The 24,188-nt window shown below is 62.6% G+C and carries 23 protein-coding genes; 11 read left to right on the forward strand and 12 right to left on the reverse strand.

From position 1 onward, the window contains the following. Window positions 1-67 precede the first annotated feature (67 nt). On the reverse strand, window positions 68-640 hold the full coding sequence (gene xpt / locus NAV32_RS04915; RefSeq protein WP_256051673.1) for a xanthine phosphoribosyltransferase: 573 nt from the start codon (window positions 638-640) through the stop codon (window positions 68-70). A gap of 339 nt (window positions 641-979) precedes the next feature. On the opposite strand from xpt, the gene gap reads away from it, so the two are divergent. From gap to NAV32_RS04935, 4 genes are all read left to right on the forward strand, one after another. Beyond that, entirely contained in the window at window positions 980-1,993 is a 1,014-nt protein-coding gene (gene gap / locus NAV32_RS04920; protein WP_256051674.1) for a type I glyceraldehyde-3-phosphate dehydrogenase, read from the forward strand. A gap of 187 nt (window positions 1,994-2,180) precedes the next feature. Further along, the gene (locus NAV32_RS04925) at window positions 2,181-3,347 is read left to right on the forward strand and encodes an iron-containing alcohol dehydrogenase (protein WP_256051675.1); all 1,167 of its coding nucleotides are present in this window, start codon (window positions 2,181-2,183) and stop codon (window positions 3,345-3,347) included. Between the two features lie 4 nt (window positions 3,348-3,351). Beyond that, the gene (locus NAV32_RS04930) at window positions 3,352-4,854 is read left to right on the forward strand and encodes a CoA-acylating methylmalonate-semialdehyde dehydrogenase (RefSeq protein WP_256051676.1); all 1,503 of its coding nucleotides are present in this window, start codon (window positions 3,352-3,354) and stop codon (window positions 4,852-4,854) included. Between the two features lie 95 nt (window positions 4,855-4,949). Further along, a complete protein-coding gene (locus NAV32_RS04935; RefSeq protein WP_256051677.1) occupies window positions 4,950-5,714 on the forward strand; it encodes an IclR family transcriptional regulator in 765 nt (254 codons plus the stop codon). A 118-nt stretch (window positions 5,715-5,832) separates the two neighbouring features. Here NAV32_RS04935 and rep read toward each other — a convergent pair whose 3' ends face one another. From rep to NAV32_RS04955, 4 genes are all read right to left on the reverse strand, one after another. After that, on the reverse strand, window positions 5,833-7,842 hold the full coding sequence (rep, locus tag NAV32_RS04940; protein WP_256051678.1) for a DNA helicase Rep: 2,010 nt from the start codon (window positions 7,840-7,842) through the stop codon (window positions 5,833-5,835). A 151-nt stretch (window positions 7,843-7,993) separates the two neighbouring features. Beyond that, window positions 7,994-9,967, reverse strand: a complete 1,974-nt coding sequence (gene betT, locus NAV32_RS04945) for a choline BCCT transporter BetT (RefSeq protein WP_256051679.1) — start codon at window positions 9,965-9,967, stop codon at window positions 7,994-7,996. Between the two features lie 157 nt (window positions 9,968-10,124). Beyond that, window positions 10,125-11,630, reverse strand: a complete 1,506-nt coding sequence (locus NAV32_RS04950; RefSeq protein ID WP_256051680.1) for a YifB family Mg chelatase-like AAA ATPase — start codon at window positions 11,628-11,630, stop codon at window positions 10,125-10,127. Between the two features lie 32 nt (window positions 11,631-11,662). Beyond that, window positions 11,663-11,926, reverse strand: a complete 264-nt coding sequence (locus NAV32_RS04955) for an accessory factor UbiK family protein (protein WP_256051681.1) — start codon at window positions 11,924-11,926, stop codon at window positions 11,663-11,665. 378 nt (window positions 11,927-12,304) lie between these two features. Between NAV32_RS04955 and glnK the strand changes: the two genes are divergently transcribed. From glnK to sutA, 5 genes are all read left to right on the forward strand, one after another. Further along, complete coding sequence (gene glnK / locus NAV32_RS04960) at window positions 12,305-12,643, forward strand: P-II family nitrogen regulator (protein WP_003096476.1); 339 nt, start codon at window positions 12,305-12,307, stop codon at window positions 12,641-12,643. Window positions 12,644-12,718: 75 nt separating this feature from the next. Next, the gene (locus NAV32_RS04965) at window positions 12,719-12,958 is read left to right on the forward strand and encodes a hypothetical protein (protein WP_256051682.1); all 240 of its coding nucleotides are present in this window, start codon (window positions 12,719-12,721) and stop codon (window positions 12,956-12,958) included. 155 nt (window positions 12,959-13,113) lie between these two features. Further along, window positions 13,114-14,367 (forward strand): ammonium transporter, encoded by a 1,254-nt coding sequence (locus NAV32_RS04970; protein WP_256051683.1) that lies wholly within the window; start codon window positions 13,114-13,116, stop codon window positions 14,365-14,367. Between the two features lie 95 nt (window positions 14,368-14,462). Next, window positions 14,463-14,888, forward strand: coding sequence for a secondary thiamine-phosphate synthase enzyme YjbQ (locus NAV32_RS04975; protein ID WP_256051733.1), 426 nt, complete (start codon window positions 14,463-14,465; stop codon window positions 14,886-14,888). A 74-nt stretch (window positions 14,889-14,962) separates the two neighbouring features. Beyond that, window positions 14,963-15,295: a transcriptional regulator SutA gene (gene sutA, locus NAV32_RS04980; RefSeq protein WP_256051684.1), complete on the forward strand. Its 333-nt coding sequence runs from the start codon at window positions 14,963-14,965 to the stop codon at window positions 15,293-15,295. Window positions 15,296-15,477: 182 nt separating this feature from the next. Here the strand turns inward: sutA and NAV32_RS04985 are convergent, their stop codons facing one another. From NAV32_RS04985 to lptM, 6 genes are all read right to left on the reverse strand, one after another. Continuing rightward, window positions 15,478-16,182: an HAD family hydrolase gene (locus tag NAV32_RS04985; protein WP_256051685.1), complete on the reverse strand. Its 705-nt coding sequence runs from the start codon at window positions 16,180-16,182 to the stop codon at window positions 15,478-15,480. After that, window positions 16,179-17,078 (reverse strand): tyrosine recombinase XerC, encoded by a 900-nt coding sequence (gene xerC / locus NAV32_RS04990; RefSeq protein ID WP_256051686.1) that lies wholly within the window; start codon window positions 17,076-17,078, stop codon window positions 16,179-16,181. The genes NAV32_RS04985 and xerC overlap by 4 nt, the downstream gene beginning before the upstream one ends. A 99-nt stretch (window positions 17,079-17,177) precedes the next feature. Then, entirely contained in the window at window positions 17,178-17,873 is a 696-nt protein-coding gene (locus NAV32_RS04995) for a DUF484 family protein (RefSeq protein ID WP_256051687.1), read from the reverse strand. Continuing rightward, window positions 17,870-18,700 carry a diaminopimelate epimerase gene (dapF, locus tag NAV32_RS05000; protein ID WP_256051734.1) on the reverse strand — a complete coding sequence of 277 codons (831 nt, stop codon included), beginning with the start codon at window positions 18,698-18,700 and terminating at the stop codon, window positions 17,870-17,872. The genes NAV32_RS04995 and dapF overlap by 4 nt, the downstream gene beginning before the upstream one ends. A 10-nt stretch (window positions 18,701-18,710) precedes the next feature. After that, window positions 18,711-19,958 (reverse strand): diaminopimelate decarboxylase, encoded by a 1,248-nt coding sequence (lysA, locus tag NAV32_RS05005; RefSeq protein ID WP_256051688.1) that lies wholly within the window; start codon window positions 19,956-19,958, stop codon window positions 18,711-18,713. Window positions 19,959-19,970: 12 nt separating this feature from the next. Next, window positions 19,971-20,111 (reverse strand): LPS translocon maturation chaperone LptM, encoded by a 141-nt coding sequence (lptM, locus tag NAV32_RS05010; RefSeq protein ID WP_256051689.1) that lies wholly within the window; start codon window positions 20,109-20,111, stop codon window positions 19,971-19,973. 149 nt (window positions 20,112-20,260) lie between these two features. Here lptM and cyaY point away from each other — a divergent pair, with 149 nt between their 5' ends. Both cyaY and rnk read left to right on the forward strand, forming a co-directional pair. Further along, entirely contained in the window at window positions 20,261-20,593 is a 333-nt protein-coding gene (gene cyaY / locus NAV32_RS05015) for an iron donor protein CyaY (RefSeq protein WP_256051690.1), read from the forward strand. A 143-nt stretch (window positions 20,594-20,736) separates the two neighbouring features. Then, complete coding sequence (gene rnk, locus NAV32_RS05020; RefSeq protein ID WP_256051691.1) at window positions 20,737-21,144, forward strand: nucleoside diphosphate kinase regulator; 408 nt, start codon at window positions 20,737-20,739, stop codon at window positions 21,142-21,144. Window positions 21,145-21,330: 186 nt separating this feature from the next. On the opposite strand, the gene NAV32_RS05025 is transcribed toward rnk, so the two are convergent. Continuing rightward, entirely contained in the window at window positions 21,331-24,156 is a 2,826-nt protein-coding gene (locus tag NAV32_RS05025) for a class I adenylate cyclase (protein WP_256051692.1), read from the reverse strand. Window positions 24,157-24,188: the final 32 nt, after the last annotated feature.

Raw genomic sequence — 24,188 nt, forward strand, 5'->3', positions numbered from 1 at the left:
GACAAAGCCGCCTTCGGGCGGCTTTGTCGTTTCTGCACGGCAGTCTGCACGGCAGTCTGCGCGACTGTCAGTCGATAAAGATGACTTCGCCGTCCCTGAGTTCGGCGATGCGGGCCAATGATTCGACACGAAAGCCGGCATCTTCGAGCTCCTGGCGTCCGGCCTGGAAGGACTTTTCGATGACGATGCCCAGTCCGGCGATGCTTGCGCCAGCTTGCTGAATGATCGAAATCAGCCCCTTGGCGGCTTTGCCGTTGGCCAGGAAGTCGTCGATGATCAGTACACGGTCGCTGGGCGACAGATGCCGGGTGGAGATCGCGATGGTGCTCTCGACCTGCTTGGTGAAGGAATACACTGACGCGGTGAGCAGGTTCTCGGTGAGTGTCAGCGACTGATGCTTGCGCGCGAAGATCACCGGCACGCCAAGTTCCAGACCAGCCATGATTGCCGGAGCGATTCCCGAGGCCTCAATGGTCACGATCCGGGTGATGCCCTCGTCACGGAACAGCCGGGCAAACTCACGGCCAATCTGCTGCATCAGTACGGGGTCGATCTGATGGTTCAGAAAAGTGTCGACCTTGAGTACCCGGTCGGAGAGGACAGTGCCTTCATTACGGATCTTCTGTTTCAGCTGTTCCACAAACGCGCTACCTCAAGCTGGACGGCCCGGTACCGCTGACGATGGGCGGGTCTGAAACCGGCTGGACGCTGCACCCTGATGGCGCGCGCCGGCTCGTTTCGATCCCGCCTTTCTCGCCACCGCTTTCCGCAGCCTGGAAAAGCCGCGCATTCTCGCTCAATTCGGTCCGATGATCCAAGCGCAGCCTTCGCTCCGGCGACCTGCACGACAGGCGGTGCGGATACTCTGGCCGGGCTATTGGTCTTTTGGCTTGATTCAGGTATCACTCAACGCATCGAGCTGTCACACCATTACCTGTACCGAATCCCCACCAAGCATCAGCAACCCCAGGAGACCGTCATGTTACGTATCGCCATCAATGGTTATGGCCGTATCGGCCGAGCCGTATTGCGTGCCCTGTTCGAGCGCAATCTGGAGAACCAGATTCGTATCGAGGCGATCAACGATCTCAGTGACCAGGGCGCCATGGCTCACCTGACCCGCTTCGACAGCACCTTCGGACGCTTTCACGGCCAGGTTGATCTGCACGAGGACATGCTGCAGATTCGCGGCCAGTCGATCCGGCTGCTGCAGGAGCGTGATCCTTCGCAGCTACCCTGGAAACAGCTCGGCGTCGACGTGGTGCTGGAGTGCTCGGGCAAGTTCAAGACCCGTGCGCTGGCCGAGCAGCACCTGCAGGCCGGCGCCGGTCGGGTGTTCGCCTCACATCCGCTGGATGGTGCCGATCTGACCGTGGTCTACGGCGTCAACCATGAGCTGCTGGGCAGTCAGCGGGTGGTCTCCAACGCCTCCTGCACCACCAACTGTCTGGCACCGCTGGCCAAGGTGCTGCATGAGTCGGTCGGCATTCGCCAGGGGTTGCTCAATACCGTGCACGCCTACACCAACGACCAGAACCTGCTGGACAAGGCGCACAAGGATCTCTACCGCGCTCGCGCTGCGGCGCTGTCGATGATTCCCTCGACCACTGGCGCGGCCAAGGCCATCGGTCTGGTACTGCCGGAACTGGCGGGAAGGCTGGATGGCCTGTCGGTGCGGGTGCCGACGCCGAATGTCTCACTGGTGGATCTGACCTTTACCGCAGAGCGTCCGCCAGCCAGTGTCGAGGCAGTCAATCAGATACTGGTTGAAGGGGCGCGCAAGATGCCGCTGGGTGTAATGGAGTGCAATGACCGACCGCTGGTATCGAGCGACTTCAATGGTTATCCGGCCTCGTGTATTGCCGATCTCAGTCACACCCGGGTGCAGGGCGATCTGATCAAGGTGCTGGCCTGGTACGACAATGAGTGGGCTTTTTCCAACCGCATGCTTGATGTGCTGCTGAGCTGGAGCGATCTGCGGGCGACTGATTGAGCGTAACCGGCGGATAGGCGCTGACCAGCGATGGCTGGTCTTCCATTCTTCATTAATGAGACAAAAGGTCTCGTTTTTCCTTGACGAGGTTTGTGGCTGTTCCTACTCTCTAAACCGATAGTGAGATATAAAGTCTCAAAACAAGAAGCTGTCGATTCGTCAGGCGGCCCGTTTTTGGAGAGATTGCATGAGTCATCGCATTGTTCTGCCGCGCCTGATGGAAGTAGGCGCCGGCGCCAGCCAGCAGCTCGCCGGCGTGCTGCGCAGTCTTGGCTGCAGCCGCCCGCTGATCGTTACCGATCGAATGATGGTCGAGCTGGGCTATGTGGCGCGGCTGTCCGAGCAGCTGGAGCGAGACGGTATTGCCAGCCAGTGCTTTGCCGATACCGAACCCGAGCCCACCGCCGCGTCGATTCGCGCGGGCGTCGAGATGGTCCGCCAGGGCGACTTCGATTCCATCGTTGCCCTGGGTGGCGGCAGCCCCATCGATTCGGCCAAGGCCATTGGCATTCTCGGCAAGTTCGGCGGCGAGATGCGCGACTACCGCTTTCCCCGTGATGTCAGCGAAGCCGGTTTGCCGCTGATCGCCATTCCCACCACCGCCGGCACCGGCTCGGAAGCCACGCGTTTCACCATCATCACCGACGAGACCAGCGACGAGAAAATGCTCTGTGCGGGGCTCGGTTTCATGCCGGTCGCCGCGCTGATCGACTACGAACTGACCCTCTCGCTGCCGCCGCGGGTCACCGCCGACACCGGCATCGATGCGCTGACCCACGCCATCGAGGCCTATGTCAGCCGCAAGGCCAGCCTCTACAGCGACTCGCAAGCCCTTGAAGCCATGCGCTTGTTGGCGCCCAACCTTCGCGCCGCCTATCACGAACCGGGCAATCGCCAGGCCCGGGAAGCGATGATGCTTGGTGCGACCCTGGCCGGGATTGCCTTCTCCAACGCCTCGGTGGCGCTGGTGCACGGCATGAGCCGCCCCATCGGCGCCTTTTTCCATGTGCCGCACGGGTTGTCCAACGCCATGCTGCTGCCGGTGATTACCGCCTTTTCGATCCCCGCTGCACCCGAACGTTATGCCGATTGCGCGCGCGCCATGGGTGTCGCCGCGCAGACTGACAGCGCCGACGTGGCCAATGACAAGCTGTTGACCGAGCTGCACGCGCTGAACAGGGAGCTGCAGGTCCCGAGCCCCGCGCAGTTCGGCATCACCCGCGAACGCTTCTTCGAATTGCGCGAAACCATGGCCCGCCAGGCGCTGGCCTCGGGTTCGCCGGGCAACAACCCGCGCGTGCCCACGGAAGCGGAAATCATCGACCTCTACGAAACCGTCTGGAACCAGGAGTGACCCCATGCAGACCCTCGGCAACCTGATCAACAACGAGGCCGTCGCTGGCCGTTCCGAACGCCACGCGACGGTATTCAACCCGGCCACTGGCGAGCCGCGCCTGTATGTCTCGCTGTCCTCGGCGGATGAAACCCGCGAGGCCATCGCCGCCGCCCAAGCCGCCTTCGAAGGCTGGTCGAAGACGCCACCGCTGGTGCGCGCGCGGGTGATGTTCCGCTTCAAGGAGCTGCTCGAACGTCGCCGCGACGACGTCGCCCGGCTGATCACCAGTGAGCACGGCAAGGTCTTCTCCGACGCCCAGGGTGAAGTCACCCGCGGGCTGGAAGTGGTCGAGTTTGCCTGCGGCATCCCGCACCTGCTCAAGGGCGAGTTCTCCTCCAATGTTGGTCGCGACATCGACTCCAACTCGCTGATGCAGCCGCTGGGCGTCTGCGTCGGCATCACGCCGTTCAACTTCCCGGCCATGGTGCCGCTGTGGATGCTGCCGGTGGCCATCGCCTGCGGGAATACCTTCGTCCTCAAGCCCTCGGAGAAGGACCCCAGCGCGACCATGCTGCTCGGCGAGCTGTTGGCCGAAGCCGGGCTGCCGGCCGGGGTGCTGAACATCGTCAACGGCGACAAGGAAGCGGTGGACGTGCTGCTGACCGACGAGCGCGTGCAGTCGGTAAGTTTCGTCGGCTCGACGCCGATTGCCGAGTACATCTACAAGACCGCCTCGGCTCACGGCAAGCGCTGCCAGGCGCTGGGCGGTGCGAAGAACCACATGGTGGTGATGCCCGACGCCGATCCGCAGCAGGTGGTCAGCTCGCTGATGGGCGCGGCCTACGGCTCCGCTGGCGAGCGCTGCATGGCGATCTCCGTGGCGGTGTGCGTCGGGGATGAGGTGGCGGACAAGCTGGTCGGCATGCTCAAGGATGAAATCGGCCAGATGCGCACCGGCCCAGGCCTTGGCGTCGAACCCGAGCCGCACATGGGCCCGCTGGTGACCCGCGAGCACCAGCAGAAGGTCAGCGGCTATATCGATCTGGGCGTGGAAGAGAGCGCAACGCTGGTCTGCGACGGCCGCGGGATCAAGGTCGAGGGCCATGAGAACGGGTTTTATCTCGGCCCGACGCTGTTCGATAACGTCACGCCGGACATGCGCATCTATCAGGAAGAAATCTTCGGCCCGGTACTGGTGGTGGTGCGGGTTGATTCGTTCGACGCGGCGCTGAAACTGGTCAATGACCACGAATATGGCAACGGCACTTCGATCTTCACCCGCGACGGTGACACCGCGCGGCAGTTCGAGGAGAACGTCCAGGTCGGCATGGTCGGCGTCAACGTGCCGATCCCGGTGCCGATGGCGTTCCATTGCTTTGGCGGCTGGAAGCGCTCGATCTTCGGCCCGCTGAACATGCACGGCCCCGATGGCGTGCGTTTCTTCACCCGGATGAAGACCGTCACCCGCCGCTGGCCCACCGGCATTCGCGCCGGAGCCGACTTCGCCATGCCGACGATGAAGTAGCGATGACTTTCATCTCGCATCAGCGGTGAATTGAGTAAGCTTGGCCGCCCTTCGGGGCGGCTCCTTTCATCCCCAATCGCAACCGGACCCGATTCATGCGCAGTACACCCCGTGAGAAAGGCTCTTCCATCACTCGTGTGCTGGAGATCATCGAGGCTGTGGCCGCTGCGAAAGAGCCGCTCAATCCCACGGCTCTGGCAGAGAAGCTGAATATCCCCAAGGCCAGCGCCCACCGGCTGGTGCAGACGCTGGAGAAAGAAGGCTTTCTGCAATTCGGTCTGCGCGGTGGACTGTTGCCGGGCGAGCGGCTGCACGCCATGGCGGTGAATATCCTCAACTGTGGCCGGCACAAGGCGCTGCGCCAGGCGATTCTGCGACAGTTGTCGGAAGAAATCGGTGAAACCTGCGGGCTGTCCGTGCCGGATGGGCTGGACATGCTCTATTTCGACCGTGTGCAAACCAACTGGCCGTTACAGATCAATCTGCCGATTGGCAGCCATACGCCGCTCTGGTGCACCGCCAGTGGCAAACTCTACCTCGCCTCGCTGGCACCCGAGCAGTTGGAGCGGGTGCTGCCGCGCCTGCCGATCCGGCAACTGGCGCGCAATACCCTCACCGATCTCAGCGCCCTGCGTGACGACCTGGCGCGTATTCGCGAAGAAGATCTGGCGACCGACTCGGAAGAGTTTATCGACGGCATGGTCGCCTGCGCCGTACCGGTCCGCGATGCGCGTGGCGAACTGAGCGCCTGCCTGTTCAGCCATGCTCCGGTGATTCGCTGTTCCATGGCGCAGCTGCTGGAGTTCGTGCCGCGCCTGCGTGCGGCGGCGAAAGAGCTGGAGGGGATCATCGGTGGGTAGCTGATCGTAGGGTGGATGTCGCTTTTCACATCCACCGTGGTTCCGCTCGATGGATCGCCACCCGGTGGATCGATGAAGCGTGATCCACCCTACGCCTGCTTGAAGTTTTCCGCTGTCTTCAGCGCTTCAACATCGCCCGCATTGCCGCCAGGGCATCGTTGCCGCGTGCGGCTTTGACCTCCACCGGTGCATCCTCCTGGCCTTCCCACTCCAGGTCTTCCTGAGGCAACTCGTCGAGGAAGCGGCTGGGCATGCATTCGATGATTTCGCCGTACTGCTTGCGCTTGGCGGCAAAGGTCATGGCCAGGTTCTGCCGGGCGCGGGTGATGCCGACGTAGGCCAGGCGGCGTTCTTCCTCGATGGTGTCGGCCTCGATGCTGGAGCGGTGTGGGAGGATTTCCTCCTCCATGCCGAGGATGAATACATAAGGAAACTCCAGTCCCTTGGAGGCATGCAGCGTCATCATCTGCACGCCTTCGGCGCCGTCTTCCTCTTCCTGCTGGCGTTCGAGCATGTCGCGCAGTACCAGCTTGGCGATGGCTTCCTCGATGGTCATGCCGCCTTCTTCGTCGCGCTCGAGGGTGTTCTTCAGCGCGTCGATGAGGAACCAGACGTTGCCCATGCGGAAATCAGCGGCCTTGTCGCTGGAGGTCTGCTGGCGCACCCAGGTCTCGTAGTCGATGTCCATGACCATGCTGCGCAACGCGGCGATGGGGTCGTTCTGCGCGCATTGCTGGCGCAGGTTGTCCATGTAGCGCTTGAAGCGTGACAGACGATCAGTGAAGCGGCTGTCCATCAGCTCGCCGAGGCCGATTTCATCGCAGGCGTTGTACATCGATATCTTGCGTGTGGTGGCGTAGTTGCCGAGCTTTTCCAGCGTGGTCGAACCGATTTCACGGCGCGGCACGTTGATCACCCGCAGGAAGGCGTTGTCGTCGTCCGGGTTGACCAGCAGGCGGAAGTAGCTCATCAGGTCCTTCACTTCCTGGCGCCCGAAGAAGCTGGTGCCACCGGACAGGCGATAGGGAATCTGGTGATGCTGCAGCTTCAGCTCGATCAGCTTGGCCTGGTAGTTGCCCCGGTAGAGGATGGCGAAATCGCTGTAGGGCCGCTCGGTCTTGAGATGGAGGGTGAGGATTTCCATCGCCACGCGCTCGGCCTCGGCTTCCTCATTGCGGCAGCGGATCACGCGGATCGGGTCGCCGTGCCCCATTTCCGACCACAGCTGCTTCTCGAAGGCGTGCGGGTTGTTGGAAATCAGCACGTTGGCGCACTTCAAGATGCGGCTGGTGGAGCGATAGTTCTGCTCTAGCATCACCACCTTCAGCGAGGGAAAATCGTCCTTCAGCTGCATGAGGTTTTCCGGCCGCGCACCGCGCCAGGCGTAGATCGACTGGTCATCGTCGCCCACCACGGTGAAGTGCGCGCGCTCCTGCACCAGCAATTTCACCAACAGGTACTGGCTGGCATTGGTGTCCTGGTATTCGTCCACCAGCATGTAGCGGACCTTGTTGCGCCACTTCTCCAACACTTCGGGGTGGTCCTGGAACAGCTTCACCGGCTGCATGATCAGGTCGTCGAAATCCACCGCGTTGTAAGCCTTGAGCGTGCGCTGGTAGTGGGTGTAGACGATGGCGGCGGTCTGCTCCTTGGGGTTGCGCGAGCTGGCCAGCGCCTCTTCGGGCGTGATCAGGTCGTTCTTCCAGCTGCCGATGTAGTGCTTGATCTCATCGACCCCGTCATCGCCGGCATATTCCTTCTGCATGATGTCGGTGAGCAGGGTCTTGATATCGCCTTCGTCGAAGATCGAGAAACCGGGTTTGTAGCCGAGCCGGGCGTATTCCTTGCGGATGATGTTCAGGCCCAGATTGTGGAAGGTCGACACCGTCAGCCCGCGTCCTTCGCCGCCGCGCAGCAGGCTGCTGACGCGCTCTTTCATCTCGCGCGCGGCCTTGTTGGTGAAGGTCACCGCGACGATGTACTGCGCACGGATGCCGCACTGCTGGATCAGGTAGGCGATCTTGCGGGTGATCACGCTGGTCTTGCCGGAACCGGCGCCGGCGAGCACCAGCATGGGGCCGCCGACGTAGTTCACGGCTTCCTGCTGCCGGGGATTGAGTCGGGACATGGTCGTTTGGCGTGTCTGAGGGCGGGGCGGGAGTTTAGCAGGATGGGACGGCCGAGGCGCACGGCGGAGCCCGTAGGGTGGACGTCGCTTTTTACGTCCACCACCACGCAGCCGGTGGATCGGTGAGGCGTGATCCACCCTACGCCTGGCCTTACCTCACCATGTGCAGGTAATGCATGTGTTTCTCGTACTGATCGAGAATGTCTCCGATCACACCTTCGCGGCTCCAGCCCATCACGTCGTAGTCCTGGCCGCCTTCCTTGAGATGAACTTCGGCGCGGAAGTATTTGCGCTCGCCGGGCTCGTCCTCTTCGCTGCCGGGTACGAAGCTGGGCATCGCATAGGCGCGCGGGCGTACTTCGTAGATGAAGTCGGGCTCGCCTTCGTGAACGATCTCGATACGGGTACGGCGATCCTCGCCTTCGCTAACCGTTACGTCGTAGCCCTGCTTGCGCATTTCCACGGCTACTTCTTCGCAGGCCGGGCGGACCACGTCGGTGATGAAGCGCGCCACATGGGCGCGGCGCGGGAACATCATCAGGTTGCGCAGGCGGCGTTGCCAGTCATTATCGGCCCGACGGGTGGTCGGTGAAGTGGTAATCGCCTGATAGCGCAATCCCTGCTTGGTAGCGTCCAGGCGCAAGGCCTTGAGCAGGCCCCACATCGACAGGAGCAGCGCAATGGTGAATGGCAGGGCGCTTGCAATGGTGGCCGTCTGCAGGGCAGTCAGGCCGTCCGCCAGCAGCAGGGCGATGGCCACTGCGCCCATGGAGCCGGCCCAGAACACGCGCTGCCAGACAGGCGTACCCGACTGCCCGCCGGAGGCCAGCATGTCGACCACCAGCGCGCCGGAGTCGGCCGAGGTGACAAAGAACACCACCACCATGATGATGGCCACCAGCGACAGCAGCGAGGAGAAGGGGAAGTGTTCGAGGAAGGCGAACAGGGCAAGGGAGCTGTCGCGCTCGATCGCTTCGCCAAGGCTGGTCACGTGTTCCCAGAGGATCATGTGAATCGCAGTGTCTCCGAACACGGTCATCCACAGCAGGGTGAAGGCGGTTGGTACCAGTAGCACGCCAGTGACGAATTCGCGGATCGTGCGGCCCCGGGAAATGCGCGCGATGAACAGCCCGACGAAGGGCGACCAGGCCAGCCACCAACCCCAGTAGAACAGTGTCCAGCCGCCAATCCAGTCGTTCGGCTCGTAGGCGTAGAGGTTGAAGGTGGCGGTGACGATCTGCGAGAAGTAGTTGCCAGTGTTCTGCACGAAGGTCTGCAGGATGAACACCGTGGGGCCGGCGATCAGCACCAGCAGCATCAGCAGCGCGGCGAGGGTCAGGTTCAACTCCGAAAGCCGGCGCACGCCCTTGTCCAGTCCGGTGACTACCGAAATGGTCGCCAGCACCGTGGTGGCGATGATCAGGCCGATCTGCACCGGTACCGAGATTGGCAGGCCGTAAAGGTGATTCAGGCCGGTATTGATCTGGGTGACGCCCAGCCCCAGCGAGGTGGCGACGCCCAGTACCGTGCCGATGATGGCAAAGATGTCCACGGCATGGCCGATGGGACCGTAGATGCGTTCGCCGATCAGCGGATACAGCGCCGAGCGCAGGGTCAGCGGCAGGCCGTGTCGGTAGCTGAAGTACGCGAGGATCATCGCGACGATGGCGTAGATCGCCCAAGCATGCAGGCCCCAGTGGAAGAAGGTGATCCGCATGGCGTCGCGCGCAGCAGTCACCGTACCGCCTTCACCAACCGGCGGTGAAAGGAAGTGCATCACCGGCTCGGCGACACCGAAGAACATCAGGCCGATACCCATGCCCGCGGAAAACAGCATGGCGAACCAGCTCAGGCTGCTGTAATCGGGCTGGCTGTGATCGGGCCCGAGCTTGATGTCGCCGTAACGGCTGAAGGCAAGCAGCACCACCATCAGCAGGATGATCGCGACCGCCAGAATATAGAGCCAACTGAGGTTGGCGATGATCCACGCCTGAACTTGACCGAACAGTGTTTGTGCGTGATCGGAGAAGGCGACGCTGTAGATCACCAAGGCCAGAATGATGATCGCCGAGCCGAAAAAGACGGGTGGATTGATGGTGGTGGGGGAAGACTTTTTGGCCTCCATGCTGCGCTCCTTGTATGACTGAGGGGAGTGGCCGCCTGTGGCGAAGGGGCGCAATTTAACATCACTGAGGCGCAGGGGCCGCATCGAAGGGCTCAGGCTACCTATCCACAGCGTAGACGTTCCTTGGCCGCCGCTCTGAATCGTGCCTTCTCCTGGCTCAGCCGGCCTGGCTTCCCGGTCGGTACTGCAGCGCTTCCGCCAGATGCTGGCGGCCGATGGCGGCGGTTGCCTCGAGGTCGGCCAGCGTGCGCGAAACCTTGAGGATTCGGTGCGCGGCTCGCAAGGACAGCCCCAGACGTTCGCAGGCGCGCTCCAGCCATTGCTGGTCTTCGCCGTCCAGTACGCAATGAAGTCGCAGCCCGGCCAGATCGAGGAAGGCATTGGCGCAGCCCTGGCGATCCTGCTGAATGCGCCTGGCGCGCGCCACGACGGCCGCGACCGTTGCGCTGCTTTCGCTCGTTGGCGGCGTGGCGTTGAGCGAGGTGGCTTCACGGGCCACGGTCAGGTGCAGGTCGATGCGGTCGAGCAGGGGCCCGGAGAGCTTGCCGCGGTAGCGCTGGATCTGGTCTGGCGTGCAGCGACAGCGACCGCGACCGCTGGGGTCGCCAAGGTAGCCGCAAGGGCAAGGGTTCATTGCCGCTACCAGTTGGAAACGTGCCGGAAAGCGCACCCGGTCGCGGGCGCGGGCGATCACGATATGGCCGCTTTCCAGCGGTTCGCGCAGGACCTCGAGTACCTTGCGGTCGAACTCCGGCAGTTCATCGAGAAACAGTACGCCCTGATGCGCAAGGGTAATCTCGCCCGGTTGTGGGCGGCTGCCGCCACCCACCAGCGCCGGCCCGGATGCACTGTGATGGGGCTGGCGAAAAGGTCGTTGTGGCCAGTGTTCGAGCGGTGACTGGCTGGCTACCGACTGGATGGCCGCCACTTCCAGCGCTTCCTGCTCCTCCAGCGGTGGCAGCAGGCCGGGCAGGCGACTGGCCAGCAGCGTCTTGCCGGTACCGGGTGGGCCACTGAACAGCAGGTTGTGAGCGCCTGCTGCGGCGATCAACAGGCCACGCTTGGCGGACAGCTGCCCCTGGACATCGGCAAGATCGGGATATGGCAGTATCTGTCGCAGCAGCCCCTGGGCCTGATAGGCAGCGATGGGCGTCTGGCCACTGAAATGTGCGGCGACTTCCAGCAGATGCTCTGCCGCGTAGACCGTAAGCCCCGAAGCGAGGCTGGCTTCTTCGGCATTGGCCCGTGGTACCAACAGGGCCCGACCCGCTGCGCGTGCTGCGAGAGCGGCAGGCAGCACGCCTTGTACCGGGCGCAATGCACCAGAAAGCGCCAGCTCACCCAGGCATTCGATGCCGTCCAGGCCGTTAGCCGGGATTTGTGCGCTGGCAGCAAGAATGCCCAGAGCGATGGATAGGTCGAAACGACCACCGTCCTTGGGCAGGTCGGCAGGGGCGAGGTTGAGGGTGATGCGTCGCGCGGGAAAGTCGAAGCCGGAGGTCAGGATGGCACTGCGCACGCGGTCCTTGCTTTCCTTCACGGCTGTTTCCGGCAGGCCGACCAGGGTCAACGAAGGCAGGCCGTTGGCAAGATGCGCCTCGAGCGTAACGGATGGTGCTTCCACACCCACCTGGGCGCGGCTGTGGACGATGGCCAGGGACATTCGATCACTCCTTGATCGTGTCGCCGCTGCAACTACCCGGCGGTAGGCGGCGTAAGTTTTTCTTCCAGTTCGGCAACCTTGGCCTCAAGTGCTTCGAGGCGCGCGCGCGTGCGTGCCAGAACCAGCATCTGGCCATCAAATTCATCGCGGCTGACCACGTCGAGCTTGCTCAGGGCACCCTGCAGGATGGCCTTGAAGCGGGCTTCGATTTCAGCGTTCGGCAAGGGCGTTGCGCCATTGAGCAGGCGCGAGGCCTGGGAGCCGATGGCGTCGAGAAGAGTTTTGGGCGGGAACATGGCATCACCTGTTTCTGAGCGGCAGGCAGTGTAACACGCCCGCCCGTAGCTGCTTTTTGCGGTCATGCACGATTAGCGGGCACGGCTGCGTGCACGCGGTTCGATCTGGTGCACGGGTGCGCTTGGCAGGCATTCATTCAGCCTTGAGGCCCGAGCAATAGGGCTTTCGAGGAGTTGGCATTGATTCTGCTTGGCTTGTTGTGGCGCACGCATCAACGGGATGGTGCACAGGTGATTCGGGATGTTTTGCCAGAGCGGCGAAAAGTGTCGGGACGTTGCCGGATTACAGCGGCGCGTTACAAGAGCCAGACACTGAGCTTAGACTTGTCCTCGGGTTCGTACTTCTGGGGCAAGTCCACCTAAACGGGAGAAGTTTTCATGAAACTAGTCACTGCCATCATCAAGCCGTTCAAGCTGGACGATGTCCGCGAGTCGCTGTCGGAAATCGGCGTACAGGGCATCACTGTTACCGAAGTCAAAGGCTTCGGTCGGCAAAAGGGACACACCGAGCTGTATCGCGGTGCGGAATATGTTGTCGATTTTCTGCCTAAGGTGAAGATCGATGTGGCGATTGCCGACGATCAGCTCGACCGAGTCATCGAGGCAATTACCAAGGCTGCCAACACCGGCAAGATTGGTGACGGCAAGATATTCGTCGTCAACCTGGAGCAGGCCATCCGCATCCGTACCGGCGAGACCGATACCGACGCGATCTGAGCCAAGCCCACCGAACCCCACGCCCCAGGAGTGAACACTATGACTCTGCGAAAGATCGCAGGGCTAGGAGCCCTTTTGTCCCTGCAAACCCCAGGCTCGCGCCTGACGCAGGAGACAACGCTCGACTCAGGCGACATGCCACGGATGCACTCGGCCATCGGTCCGCTGCCGTTCGTGGCCATCCCCGGCCTGACGAGCGCCCTCTGCACGGTCGCCTCAGATGGCGTAGGTGCCTCTGCCGGTTGCCGCAGCCGCCTGGCTGATGTCCTCTTTTCCTTCATTCGCGCCGGCATTCCCATCCGCGGTTCGACGTAGCGCAGCTACGCCAGGCGCACTGGCGAGCGCAGCAAATCCGATTTTCAAGAGTACGAACCCCCGGAGTCAGCACCGGGGTCTGGGGCCGGCTTGCCGCAGAAAGCGGCTGAGCGGCGACCGAACGGCGCGAGATGCGCGACAGCAAGAGGTGACACATGGACAGCACAGCTTTGATACCCGTCCAGTATGGACTCGATACTTTCTACTTCGTGATATGCGGCGCCCTGGTGATGTGGATGGCGGCTGGTTTTGCCATGCTCGAATCCGGCCTGGTACGGGCGAAGAACACCGCTGAAATTCTCACCAAGAACATCGTGCTGTATTCGGTGGCGTCGATCATGTATCTGCTGATCGGCTACTACATCATGTACTCGAGCCCCGAGGGAGGCATCCTGCCGAGCCTGGGCTTTCTGATCGGCGACGAGCATGCGGTGGATGTCGTGGCCGCTGGCGGTGAGGATGCACCTTACTACTCCGCACGTGCCGACTTCTTCTTCCAGATCGTGTTCGCCGCGACCTGCATGTCGGTAGTCTCCGGCGCGGTGGCCGAACGCATGAAGCTCTGGGCCTTTATCGCCTTCGCGGTGGTGATGACCGGCTTCATCTATCCGGTTCAGGGCTTCTGGAAATGGGGCGGCGGCTTCCTTGATGCTGCAGGCTTCCTCGATTTCGCAGGCTCAGGCATCGTGCACATGGCCGGCGCTACCGCTGCTTTGGCCGGTGTCCTGCTGCTTGGCGCACGCAAGGGCAAGTACGGTCCGAATGGCCAGATCAACGCCATCCCCGGTGCCAACATGCCGCTGGCGACCCTCGGTACTTTCATCTTGTGGATGGGCTGGTTCGGCTTCAACGGTGGCTCGCAGCTGCGCATGAGCACCATCGAGGACGCCAACGCCGTCGCCCAGGTCTTTACCAACACCAACATGGCGGCTGCCGGTGGCCTGGTTGCGGCGCTGATCACCTCGCGTCTGCTGTTCGGCAAGTCCGACCTGACCATGATTCTCAACGGCGCCCTGGCCGGCCTGGTGGCCATCACCGCTGAGCCCCTGACCCCGACGGCGCTGCAGGCCGTGCTGATCGGTGGCGTGGGTGGCGTGCTGGTGGTGTTCAGCATCCTCGGCATGGACAAGCTCAAGCTTGATGACCCTGTCGGTGCCATTTCGGTGCACGGGGTGGCCGGTATCTGGGGTGTCCTGATCGTTCCGGCGACCAATGCCGATGCCAGTTTCGCGGCGCAGCTGCTGGGCGTGGCCTGCATCTTTGCCTGGGTGTTCATCGCCAGCCTGATTGTCTGGAGCATCATCAAGGCCGTCATGGGGCTGCGGGTTAGCGCAGAAGAAGAATACGAGGGCGTGGATATCGTCGAGTGCGGTCTTGAAGCCTACCCGGAGTTCACTAACAAGAAGTGATTCTCGAGTCACCGACAAGGGCGCCTTTCGGCGCCCTTTGTTTTTTCTGGCGCCGCGCTAGAATGCGCGCGTTCAGTTGCAAGGGCGCTTTCGACATGTGGCAACAGACGACCATCACGTTGCGCTCGCGACCACGGGGCTTTCATCTGATCACCGATGAGCTGCTCGCGGCGCTGCCGGAACTGCAGCAATGCCGGGTTGGTCTGTTACACCTGTGGCTGCGGCACACCTCGGCTTCGTTGACCGTCAACGAGAATGCCGACGCTGCAGTCCCGCGTGATTTCGAGCGCTTCTTCAATCAGCTGGTGCCGCAGGGGACGGGTGGTTACGAGCATGATTACGAAGGGCCGGACGATTTGCCTGCACACTTCAAGGCCAGCCTGCTGGGCTGCCAGTTGAGTGTGCCGGTGGCACAAGGAAGATTGGCGCTGGGCACCTGGCAGGGCATCTATCTCGGTGAGCACCGGGACCAGGGCGGCCCGCGGCAGGTGATCGCAACGTTGCACGGGATGGCGAGTTGAATTTTTTCTTGCGGTGGCCAAGGGCGCGCATCGCTGGGCTATAACTTATCGCTGGCTAGGCATGAGGTTGGAACATGAGCGAAGAAGAATTAGAACAAGACGATCTGGACGTGGGCGAGGAGGATGACGGAGAAGAGCTGGGCGCAGCCGAAGACGGTGACGACAGCGACGACCACGAAGGCACCGACAGCGAGCGCGCCACGCCAACGCCGAAAAAGGCCAAGGCCAAGGCAGCAGACCCCGAGGAATTGCCCAGTCTGGAAGCCAAACAGCGCGAACGCGATGAGCTGGCGCGGGCCATGGAAGAATACCTGGCGCGTGGTGGTCGGGTGCAGGAGGTCGAGCCCAATGTGGTAGCCGACCCTCCGAAGAAGCCGGACAGCAAGTACGGCAGCCGGCCTATCTGATCGGAGCGGTGAAACGCGGATGACGGGCGGGGCAACTGGACGCTTCGCCAGTAGCGCTCCAGGCTTCATCCCATGGAGCCCAGCTTCAATCAGTTGCTGGGCTTTTTCGTGTGCGATTAGCCGGTTGCTCCCGTCTTGTCTCACCCGGTGGACAAGGGCGCAAAGTCCGAATGAATTCGGCCTTACGGCTTGCGCCAGTTGTCGAGCAGCGCCGGCAGTTCCGCCAGATTGGTGATGACTGCATCCGGTTGTCCGCCAGCCTGCTGCCACGGTCCGCCGCCGGGATTGAACCAGATCGCGCGCATGCCGGCCCGTTGTGCGCCGCCGATGTCGTCGCTCGGGTGATCGCCGATATGCACGGCATGTTCGGCTGCGACGCCGGCCCGTTTGAGCGCTTCGCAGAAGGGGCGCGGATCGGGTTTGCCGACGCCCAGCTCCTCGGCGCAGAGCGTAAAATCGAAATAATCGGCCAGCCCCAGGCGGCGCACGTCGGCGTTACCGTTGGTCAGTACGCCGAGGGTGTAATGGTTGGCCAGCTGCTCCAGAGTCGGATGCACCTCGGGAAACAGCTGCACTGCATGCCGTGCTTCGAGAAACACCTCAAAGGCCTGCTCGGCAAGCTCGCGCGCTTCGCCGTGCGGATAGCCGGCGCCTTCCAGAGCGTTGCAGAGCACGCGCCGGCGCAGCTCGCTGATGCGGTGGCGCAATTCCGGCTGCGCGTCCAGCAATGTGTGGCGGATGGCGCTCAGCGCCTCGATGGAATAATCGTTGAGTTCGGGTGTGTGCCGGGCCAGCCACTCGCGCAGAGTGAGTTCGGCGCTGTGCAGTACGGGGCGCACGTCCCAGAGTGTGTCGTCCAGATCGAAGGTGATCAGCCGGATGCTCATGGTTCACTGTCCTGCTTGCGCTTGGCGCGGGGGTGCGCCTGATCGTAGACCTTGGCCAGGTGCTGAAAATCCAGGTGGGTGTAGATCTGTGTCGTACCGATATCGGCATGTCCGAGCAGATCCTGCACCGAGCGTAGGTCTTGTGAGGATTCCAGCATATGGCTGGCGAAACTGTGCCTGAGCATGTGCGGATGCAGGTGCTGGCCCAGCTCGCGCACACCGGCCTGACGCACCCGCAACTGCACTGCACGCGCGCCAAGGCGGCGACCCTGCTGGCTGACGAACACGGCACCATCGACAGGATTGCTCAGGGCGCGCAGCGGCAACCAGACCTGCAGCGCCTCACGCGCCTTGCGTCCTACGGGCAGCACACGCGCCTTGTTGCCCTTGCCGTGAACTTGCACCAGGCCCGCCGGCAGGTCGAGCTGATCAAGGTTCAGGCCGACCAGTTCCGACAGGCGCAAGCCTGAGGAATAAAACAGTTCCAGCATGGCTTGGTCACGATGGCCGATGAAGTCGTCTTCGATGCCGCCATCGAGCAACTGCATCGCCCGGTCGGTATCCAGCAGCCGGGGTAGACGCCTTTCGCCCTTCGGCGCGGAGATACCCGCTGCCGGGTCGTGGCTGCAGCGACCTTCCTGATTCAGATAGCGAAACAGCCCGCGCAGCGATGACAACAGCCGCGCCAGGCTGCGGCTGGACAGCCCCTGTCGATGCTGATCGGCAATCAACTGGCGGACATGGTGGGGCTTGAGTTCGGTCCACTGCTGCACTTGCTGCCGCTCGCAGTAGTCGACCACCTTGAGCAGATCGCGGCGGTAGCCGTCCAGCGTGTGCGGTGATACTTGACGTTCGCTGCGCAGATGCTGGAAATAGGCGTCGAGGTCGGTTTGCATCGGGCTTCCGTAGGTCGGGTCATGCTTCACCGACCCGGCGGGCAGGGTCGTGGTGAATGTAAAAAACGACACCCCGCCCTACGTTTGCTTGCAGCCGTTCTAGCGTACCGACCGCAGTGGTGAGGAGAAACGGGGCAGAACGCGGGTCAGTATCTCTGCGATATACCCCAGAAACAGGGTGCCGAGCGAGCTCTTGTAATGCTGCGGGTCGCGGCTACCGATGGCCAGAATGCCCTGCTGCTGATTGAGCGTGACCACTGCCGCGGAACCGATCTCCTTGCTGGCTTCTTCACCGAAGAGAAAAGCCAGTTCATGCGGGCGCAGTACGCCGCAGATCGTCTTGCCGCCGGCCAGCAGGCCGCCAATGGCCTGTTGCGCTTCAGCCTGACTGACGCTGCGGCCAACCGACAGCGGAGTTTCACTGAACAGGATCAGGCTGACGAAAGGCACCTGGAACTCATGGCGCAGACTTTCGTCCACCGCGCCGATGACATCTTCCAGGCTGCCAGCGTCGAGCAGGTCGAGCACCAGGCGACGGGTCTTGTCGAACAGCCGGTCGTTGTCGCGTGCCACGTCCATCAGTTGCGACAGACGATGGCGCATCTCGATGTTGCGCTCGCGCAGCAGCTTCACCTGGCGCTCCACCAGGGAGACGGCGCCTCCCGGCAGATGCGGAATGCGCAGCTCGGGAATCAGCTCGTCGTGATCGACGAAGAACTCCGGATGAGCGCTCAAATAGGCTGCGACGGCTTCGGCATCGGGCAGCGGCGGCTTGTTCTGGTTCTGCTCGGTCATAGGCGAACCTGTCCTTCAAAAACGCGTACGGCGGGGCCGGTCATGATAACGGGCTGTCCGGAACCTGCCCATTCGATGGACAAACGGCCACCGGGAAGATCGATCTGCACGGGTGAATCCATCCAGCCCTGGCGAATCGCGGCGACGGCCGCGGCGCAGGCGCCGGTACCGCAGGCCTGGGTTTCGCCCGCGCCGCGTTCCCAGACGCGCAGTCGGGCATGCTGGCGGTCGACGACCTGCAGGAAGCCGGCGTTGACCCGCTGCGGAAAGCGCGGATGGTGCTCGATCTTCGGCCCCAGCGCATGTACCGGTGCGTTGTCGATATCGCTCACGCGCAGTACAGCGTGAGGATTGCCCATGGAAATCGCAGCGATTTCCAGTTGCTCGCCATCGACGTTCAGCGGGTAGCTGTGCGCCTCTGTATCGGCCTGAAACGGAATCTCACCTGGGACCAGTCGCGGCGGCCCCATGTCGACACTGATCTGGCCGTCGGCACGCAGGTTCAGCTCGATGATGCCGGCCTTCGTCTCGACGCGTATCCGGCGCTTGGCCGTCAGCCGCTTGTCCAGCACGAAGCGGGCGAAACAGCGCGCGCCGTTGCCGCATTGCTCCACTTCCGAGCCGTCGGCATTGAAGATGCGGTAGCGGAAGTCGACATCGGGGTTGTGCGGTGGCTCGACCAACAGCAGCTGGTCGAAGCCCACGCCAGTGTGCCGGTCACCCCATTGCCGGGCATGCTTGGGCTGAATGTGCGCGTGCTGGCTGATCAGGTCGATGACCATGAAGTCATTGCCCAGCCCGTGCATCTTGGTGAAGCGCAAAAGCATCGTGTCGGCCTCAGGCGGGCAGCAGGCTTTCGCCAGCATAGAGCTCCTGCACGCTTTCGCGGCGGCGCACTTCAAAAGCCTGATCACCGTCCACCAGCACCTCGGCGGCACGGCCGCGGGTGTTGTAGTTGGAACTCATGACAAAGCCATAGGCGCCAGCTGAGCGCACGGCCAGCAGATCGCCTTCGGCCAGGGCCAGCTCGCGGTCCTTGGCGAGGAAATCCCCGGTTTCGCAGATCGGCCCGACGATGTCGTACGGACGGCTCTTGCCTTCGCGTGGCTGCACCGGCACCACGTCCATCCAGGCCTGGTACAGCGCCGGGCGGATCAGGTCGTTCATCGCCGCATCGACGATGGCGAAATCCTTGTGTTCGGTGTGCTTGAGGTATTCCACGCGTGTCAGCAGCACGCCGGCGTTGGCCACGATGGAGCGACCCGGCTCGAATACCAGTGCCAGCTCGCGGCCTTCTACGCGCTGGCGCACGGCCTTGATGTAGTCGCCGGCCAGCGGTGGCTGCTCGTCGCGGTAGCGCACGCCGAGGCCGCCGCCCAGATCCAGGTGGCGAATATGGATGCCACGCTCGGCAAGGCGATCGATCAGGCCCAGCAGCCGGTCCAGTGCATCGAGGAAGGGCGGCAGGGTGGTGAGCTGCGAGCCGATATGGCAATCGACGCCGACCACTTCCAGGTTGCTCAGCTCATTGGCGCGGGCATAGACGGCCTCGGCATCTGCGATGGCGATGCCGAACTTGTTTTCCTTGAGCCCGGTGGAAATGTACGGATGGGTACCGGCGTCGACGTCCGGGTTGACCCGCAGCGATACAGGCGCGACGAGATCGAGCTCGGCGGCGACCTGCTGCAGGCGCTCGAGCTCATCGGTGGACTCGACGTTGAAGCAGTGCACGCCGACTTCCAGCGCGCGGCGCATGTCGTCACGGGTCTTGCCGACGCCGGAGAAGACGATGCGCTCCGGTTTGCCACCAGCCGCCAGGACGCGCTCAAGTTCGCCGCGCGAAACGATGTCAAAGCCGGCACCCAGGCGCGCCAGTACGTTGAGCACGCCGAGGTTGGAGTTGGCTTTCACTGCGAAGCAGACCAGATGCGGCATGCCCGCGAGGGCATCGGCATAGGCCCGGTACTGCGCCTCGATATGCGCGCGGGAATAGACGTAGGTAGGGGTGCCGAAGCGCTGCGCGAGAGCAGGCAGTGCCACGCCCTCCGCGAAGAGTTGACCGTCGCGGTACGAGAAGGCCTCCATGGTGATGCCTCCTTACAGTTCGAATCGGTCTTTGGAGCGTTCTTTGACGGTGGCTTCGTCATCCGGCAGATACAGCGGGCCTTTCTGCCCGCAGCCGGCGAGCACGGAGCCCAGCATGGCAAGGGCGACAAGAGGAAGCAGCAGACGCTTCATGGGAAGAAATCCTTGAAAAAACGAATGCGGCGAGTATACCCAGCGCTCGGTGGATTGCCTATGTGAGCGGGCAGTCGCGCAGCAGGCCTGATAAGCTCGCCGGCGTATCGCGGCTTAGGACCGCCATTTATTCAGCAGGAAAACGACCCATGAGCCTTAGCGAAGCGCGCTTCCATGACCTTGTCGATGCGGTGCAGGAAGAAATCGAGGATGTGTTCGACCACAGCGGTATGGATGTCGATCTGGAGAATTCGGGAGGCGTGCTGACCGTGCGTTTTGAAAGCGGCAGCCAGCTGATCTTCAGTCGCCAGCCCTCACTGCGCCAACTCTGGGTTGCCGCCCGCTCGGGTGGTTTCCATTTCGACTATGATGATGCCGCTGCGTTGTGGATCTGCGACGCCAACGATGAGCGTCTGGGCGAGCTGCTGACCCGGGTGGTACTGGAGCAGGGCGGCGAGGCGCTTGAGTTCGAGGATCTCTGAAGCTTCTGCGCTGGCGCCGCGAGCCGACCCACTTGCTTATTTAATAGGCTGTGATAGGGTCTGTTCAGGTTTAAAAACCCCGCCTTAGGGCGGGGTTTTTGCTTTTTCCCCTTTAGACTTTTTGCTGGAGCTGACCAGGACCCATGACCACTGCACCGTCAATCATAATCACCAAACCCGATCTTCAGCGGCTGGAGCGGCTGCTCGATAGCCTGGATGATTACGGTCCGGCCGCCGAGGCGCTTGAGCAGGAGTTGTCCCGTGCCCAAGTGGTCGAGCGCAGCGAGCTGCCAGCCGGTGTCGTCTCGATGAACTCGCGTGTCCACTGCCGTGAGGAAAGCGGCGGCAAGGATTACCACCTGACGCTGGTCTTCCCCCAGGATGCTGGCAAGGACGGCACCGTATCGGTGCTCGCACCGGTCGGCACTGCGCTGCTGGGCATGACTGTCGGCCAGCATATCGACTGGCCGACACCCAGCGGCAAGGTGCTCAAGCTGACCCTGCTGGAAGTGGAATATCAGCCAGAAGCTGCGGGCGATTTCAATCTGTAAACCGCTGTTCGCTGGCCTGACTCTGGCCAGCGCTGTGCAAGGGGCATCGTGGCGCGATGCCCTGTCAAACAGTAGGCTTGAGACGTAGAGAAGTGCTCGGAAACCGCGGATGGGCTTTCTGTGCGGGTTCCCGACTTCACCACCTCGTCAATGCATTGTTCTTCGATTATCCAAAGGCAATTTTTCTCATATCTGGCTGGTGGCCTGATTGAGAGCCGCTTCCAGATGGGCCTTGTAGCGCAGGTATTGCACGGTCTGTGAGCGCCCGCTGCCATGCAGTGCGGAAAGATCCAGGTCGGTGATGTAGCAGGGATAGCGCTCGCCCAGTCGGCGCTGAGCCAGAATGTAACGGGCTACGGCAGCGAACAGGCCGCTGCCGTATTCCAGGCTGGAAAATTCCTGCTGGTTGCAATACAGGGTGACCTGCGAGCGACTCCGTTCACCGGGTTCGATGATTGCCTGCACGTCATGCAGGGGTGCATTGACCTCGATGCGCGGCGGATTGCGGCGTTCCACCCAGGCCGGACGCTCGCCAAGGGCCGGCATGATCCGATAGAACAGGATCTCCATGCTGGCGATACCTGTTTCATCCAGCGCCTCCTGTGCGCTGCGGCGGTGTTCCAGGGATTGCAGGAATCGCCGTAGCGGAGTCAGCAGGCTTTGCTCGTCGCGATAAGGCAAGCGCTGGCGCCACAGGGCGTTGAATTCGTCCAGTACGCTCAGTTCGGCCTGATCACCCTCGATGCGGTAGAAGATCTGCAGGCAATCCTCCTTGCCCTGCGCCAGTATCAGGGGCAGATCATGGCCGGCCAGCAGGTTACGATCCAGATGCAGTGGGCGGTGGCGGTGATGGGCCTCACCCAGATACTCGAGCAGCGCGCCATGGTCGTTGAGCTGGGTATGGCTGATCTGCTCCGACAGCAGTTCGAATACGTGGAACTGCTGCCTGATCTGCAGCAGGTAGCGGTTGTCGCCATTCTCACCAAGCGCCTGTTGGCCGTCGCGGATGATGTCTTCCACCCGCCGCGCAATGGCCGGTCCGGTTTGCGGGGTAAAGCAGCGAACCTGTAGCCCTGGACGGTTGCCGCTCGACAGGCTGGCGAGATAGCTGCTCAGGCAGCTGGCCAGCGCCAGCGGGCCGGTGTAGCGGCTGACGATCAGTTCGTTCCAGCTGTTGAGCGTGAGCTGGTCGATGCTCAGCACCAGGTTTTCCCGCGGCGTGTCATAGCCAGGCAGGCTTGTGCCTCTCGATGCCGGCGCCTGTTCAGGCTTGAACGGATCGAAGCCGGCGTTGATCAGCATCAGCACCTGAGTCGGTACGGCTGCGGTGAGCAGTGTCTCTTCGCTGACGACGGGCGGCGGCATCGCAATCGTCTGGCGCAGGCCGCTCAGCAGTGCGAACAGCTCAGCTTCGGTCATGCCGCTGTCACCCGGATGGAGGGCGATATGGGTGGCGCTGCCGATGATGCCGTTGAGATGGCACCAGCCCAGCAGGGGGATCAGCTCACGGGTGCGTTTCAAGGGTGAGAAGTTGGCGATTTCCCTGGCATGCAGGCTGCCCTCGTAGAGCGCCCAGGACAGATCGCCAGCGGCGTCGTAACTCTGTACCAGTGTGAGCTGGTCCTCGGCCATGTCCGGCGAAATGCCCAGGTTGATCGCCTCGATCTTGCCGGCCTTGCGCTCGATGGCCGCTTGCAGGCGTCTGCCGATCACGCCCAGGTCACGCTCGTCGATGCTGCTGGTAATTTGCTGGCGACGGGCGAATTCGCTGAGAAAGCGGTAGGCATAGGTCAGTTCGTTGACCAGCGCCCGTCGCTCCTGTTCGACCTGCCGGGTTTTCCAGCGCCCGCGCCGATCAAGCTGGATGAACTGGCGCTCGTCCCAGCCCCAGTCGCGGCTCAGGCGTTCGAGCAGGCAGCGCTGCCAGCTTTTCTTGTGCCGGGTCGGGGGCCGGCTCAGGGGCTTGTTGACCTTCAGATACAGGCAGCGGCGCAGCAGCGCCAGGCGCTCATGGTCGTCGCGCTCGGCAAGATAGCCCTCGATCCGGCGGTAGGCGGCGATGTAGGGGTCGAGCTCGTTCAGATCCATATGCCCGCCATAGACGGCGCGCTTGAAATCCAGACTGAGGCAGCGCAGTTGCGGGTGCTCGCTGGCGTAGACCTCGATCAGCAGCAGCTTGAACAGTGACTTGTAGGGGGCTTCAAGCGCCTTGTACAGCTGCCACAGGCCTGCGCCGAGGTATTCGCCTGCCGGAATGCTGCCGAGGTTGCCCAGGTCCAGCACTTCTTCGCTGCGCACGAAACGCTTGCTGAGCAAGGCACTGACGTACTCGCCGTAGCGATGTTCTTCGTAGTCGGGGACCATCCACCAGAGCGGCGTGCGGCCGCCGAGCCAGATGGCCGTGCGGTAGAACTCATCCAGGAGCAGATAATGCTGGGTGGTGCCGCAATCTTCGGAGGTCAGCCTGGTTTCGCGCTGGCCCTGGACAAAACGTTCCGGGTTGACCAGAAAGAAATGTGCCTCGCTGCCCAGGCTTGCTGCCCAGGCCTGCAGCATGTCGCATTTCTTGCGCAGCTCGCCGAGCTGCTGCGGCGACAGTTGCGGGTCGTGGCAAACCCAGACATCCACATCACTCTGCTCTTCCTGGGCGATGGTCCCCAGGCTGCCCATGAGGAACAGGCCCTGAATCGGCTGGGAGGGTTTTCCACGCTGGGGCTTGTGGGAGAACGATCGGCTCAGGCGCTGCGCCTCGGCCAGTATCTCGGCGTCCGGCTCGAACTCGGCCAGGCCGGCTGGCACGGTGGCGGAAACATAGCCCGGAAGGATCGGATGGTTGACGTGAAACAGCAGCGGCAACAGTTTGAGCACCGGCTGTTGGCGTGGCGACAGCGTTTCCAGTGCCCGCTCCAGGCGCCCTTTGTTGATCGTCAGAAAGCGCGTGCGCAGCGACGCCAGCACCTTGCGGTCGATGCCGTCTTCGAGAACGGGGCGGATTTCATGAATGCGGGTCATGGATATTTTCGTACAGATCGCGGGGCTGGCAG

The sequence above is a fragment of the Stutzerimonas stutzeri genome (assembly GCF_024448695.1).
GTDB classification, from domain to species: Bacteria; Pseudomonadota; Gammaproteobacteria; order Pseudomonadales; family Pseudomonadaceae; genus Stutzerimonas; species Stutzerimonas stutzeri_T.

Excerpts from the sequence above, each read along its gene's own strand:
- NAV32_RS05025 (WP_256051692.1), bottom strand. The coding sequence starts at position 24,156 with ATGACCCGCATTCATGAAATCCGCCCCGTTCTCGAAGACGGCATCGAC.
- xerC (WP_256051686.1), bottom strand. The coding sequence starts at position 17,078 with ATGCAAACCGACCTCGACGCCTATTTCCAGCATCTGCGCAGCGAACGT.
- NAV32_RS04955 (WP_256051681.1), bottom strand. The coding sequence starts at position 11,926 with ATGTTCCCGCCCAAAACTCTTCTCGACGCCATCGGCTCCCAGGCCTCG.
- NAV32_RS04970 (WP_256051683.1), top strand. The coding sequence starts at position 13,114 with ATGGACAGCACAGCTTTGATACCCGTCCAGTATGGACTCGATACTTTC.
- glnK (WP_003096476.1), top strand. The coding sequence starts at position 12,305 with ATGAAACTAGTCACTGCCATCATCAAGCCGTTCAAGCTGGACGATGTC.
- rep (WP_256051678.1), bottom strand. The coding sequence starts at position 7,842 with ATGTCCCGACTCAATCCCCGGCAGCAGGAAGCCGTGAACTACGTCGGC.
- dapF (WP_256051734.1), bottom strand. The coding sequence starts at position 18,700 with ATGCTTTTGCGCTTCACCAAGATGCACGGGCTGGGCAATGACTTCATG.
- NAV32_RS04950 (WP_256051680.1), bottom strand. The coding sequence starts at position 11,630 with ATGTCCCTGGCCATCGTCCACAGCCGCGCCCAGGTGGGTGTGGAAGCA.
- lysA (WP_256051688.1), bottom strand. The coding sequence starts at position 19,958 with ATGGAGGCCTTCTCGTACCGCGACGGTCAACTCTTCGCGGAGGGCGTG.
- rnk (WP_256051691.1), top strand. The coding sequence starts at position 20,737 with ATGACCACTGCACCGTCAATCATAATCACCAAACCCGATCTTCAGCGG.
- NAV32_RS04985 (WP_256051685.1), bottom strand. The coding sequence starts at position 16,182 with ATGAGCATCCGGCTGATCACCTTCGATCTGGACGACACACTCTGGGAC.
- NAV32_RS04935 (WP_256051677.1), top strand. The coding sequence starts at position 4,950 with ATGCGCAGTACACCCCGTGAGAAAGGCTCTTCCATCACTCGTGTGCTG.
- NAV32_RS04925 (WP_256051675.1), top strand. The coding sequence starts at position 2,181 with ATGAGTCATCGCATTGTTCTGCCGCGCCTGATGGAAGTAGGCGCCGGC.
- gap (WP_256051674.1), top strand. The coding sequence starts at position 980 with ATGTTACGTATCGCCATCAATGGTTATGGCCGTATCGGCCGAGCCGTA.
- sutA (WP_256051684.1), top strand. The coding sequence starts at position 14,963 with ATGAGCGAAGAAGAATTAGAACAAGACGATCTGGACGTGGGCGAGGAG.
- betT (WP_256051679.1), bottom strand. The coding sequence starts at position 9,967 with ATGGAGGCCAAAAAGTCTTCCCCCACCACCATCAATCCACCCGTCTTT.
- NAV32_RS04975 (WP_256051733.1), top strand. The coding sequence starts at position 14,463 with ATGTGGCAACAGACGACCATCACGTTGCGCTCGCGACCACGGGGCTTT.
- NAV32_RS04995 (WP_256051687.1), bottom strand. The coding sequence starts at position 17,873 with ATGACCGAGCAGAACCAGAACAAGCCGCCGCTGCCCGATGCCGAAGCC.
- lptM (WP_256051689.1), bottom strand. The coding sequence starts at position 20,111 with ATGAAGCGTCTGCTGCTTCCTCTTGTCGCCCTTGCCATGCTGGGCTCC.
- cyaY (WP_256051690.1), top strand. The coding sequence starts at position 20,261 with ATGAGCCTTAGCGAAGCGCGCTTCCATGACCTTGTCGATGCGGTGCAG.
- NAV32_RS04930 (WP_256051676.1), top strand. The coding sequence starts at position 3,352 with ATGCAGACCCTCGGCAACCTGATCAACAACGAGGCCGTCGCTGGCCGT.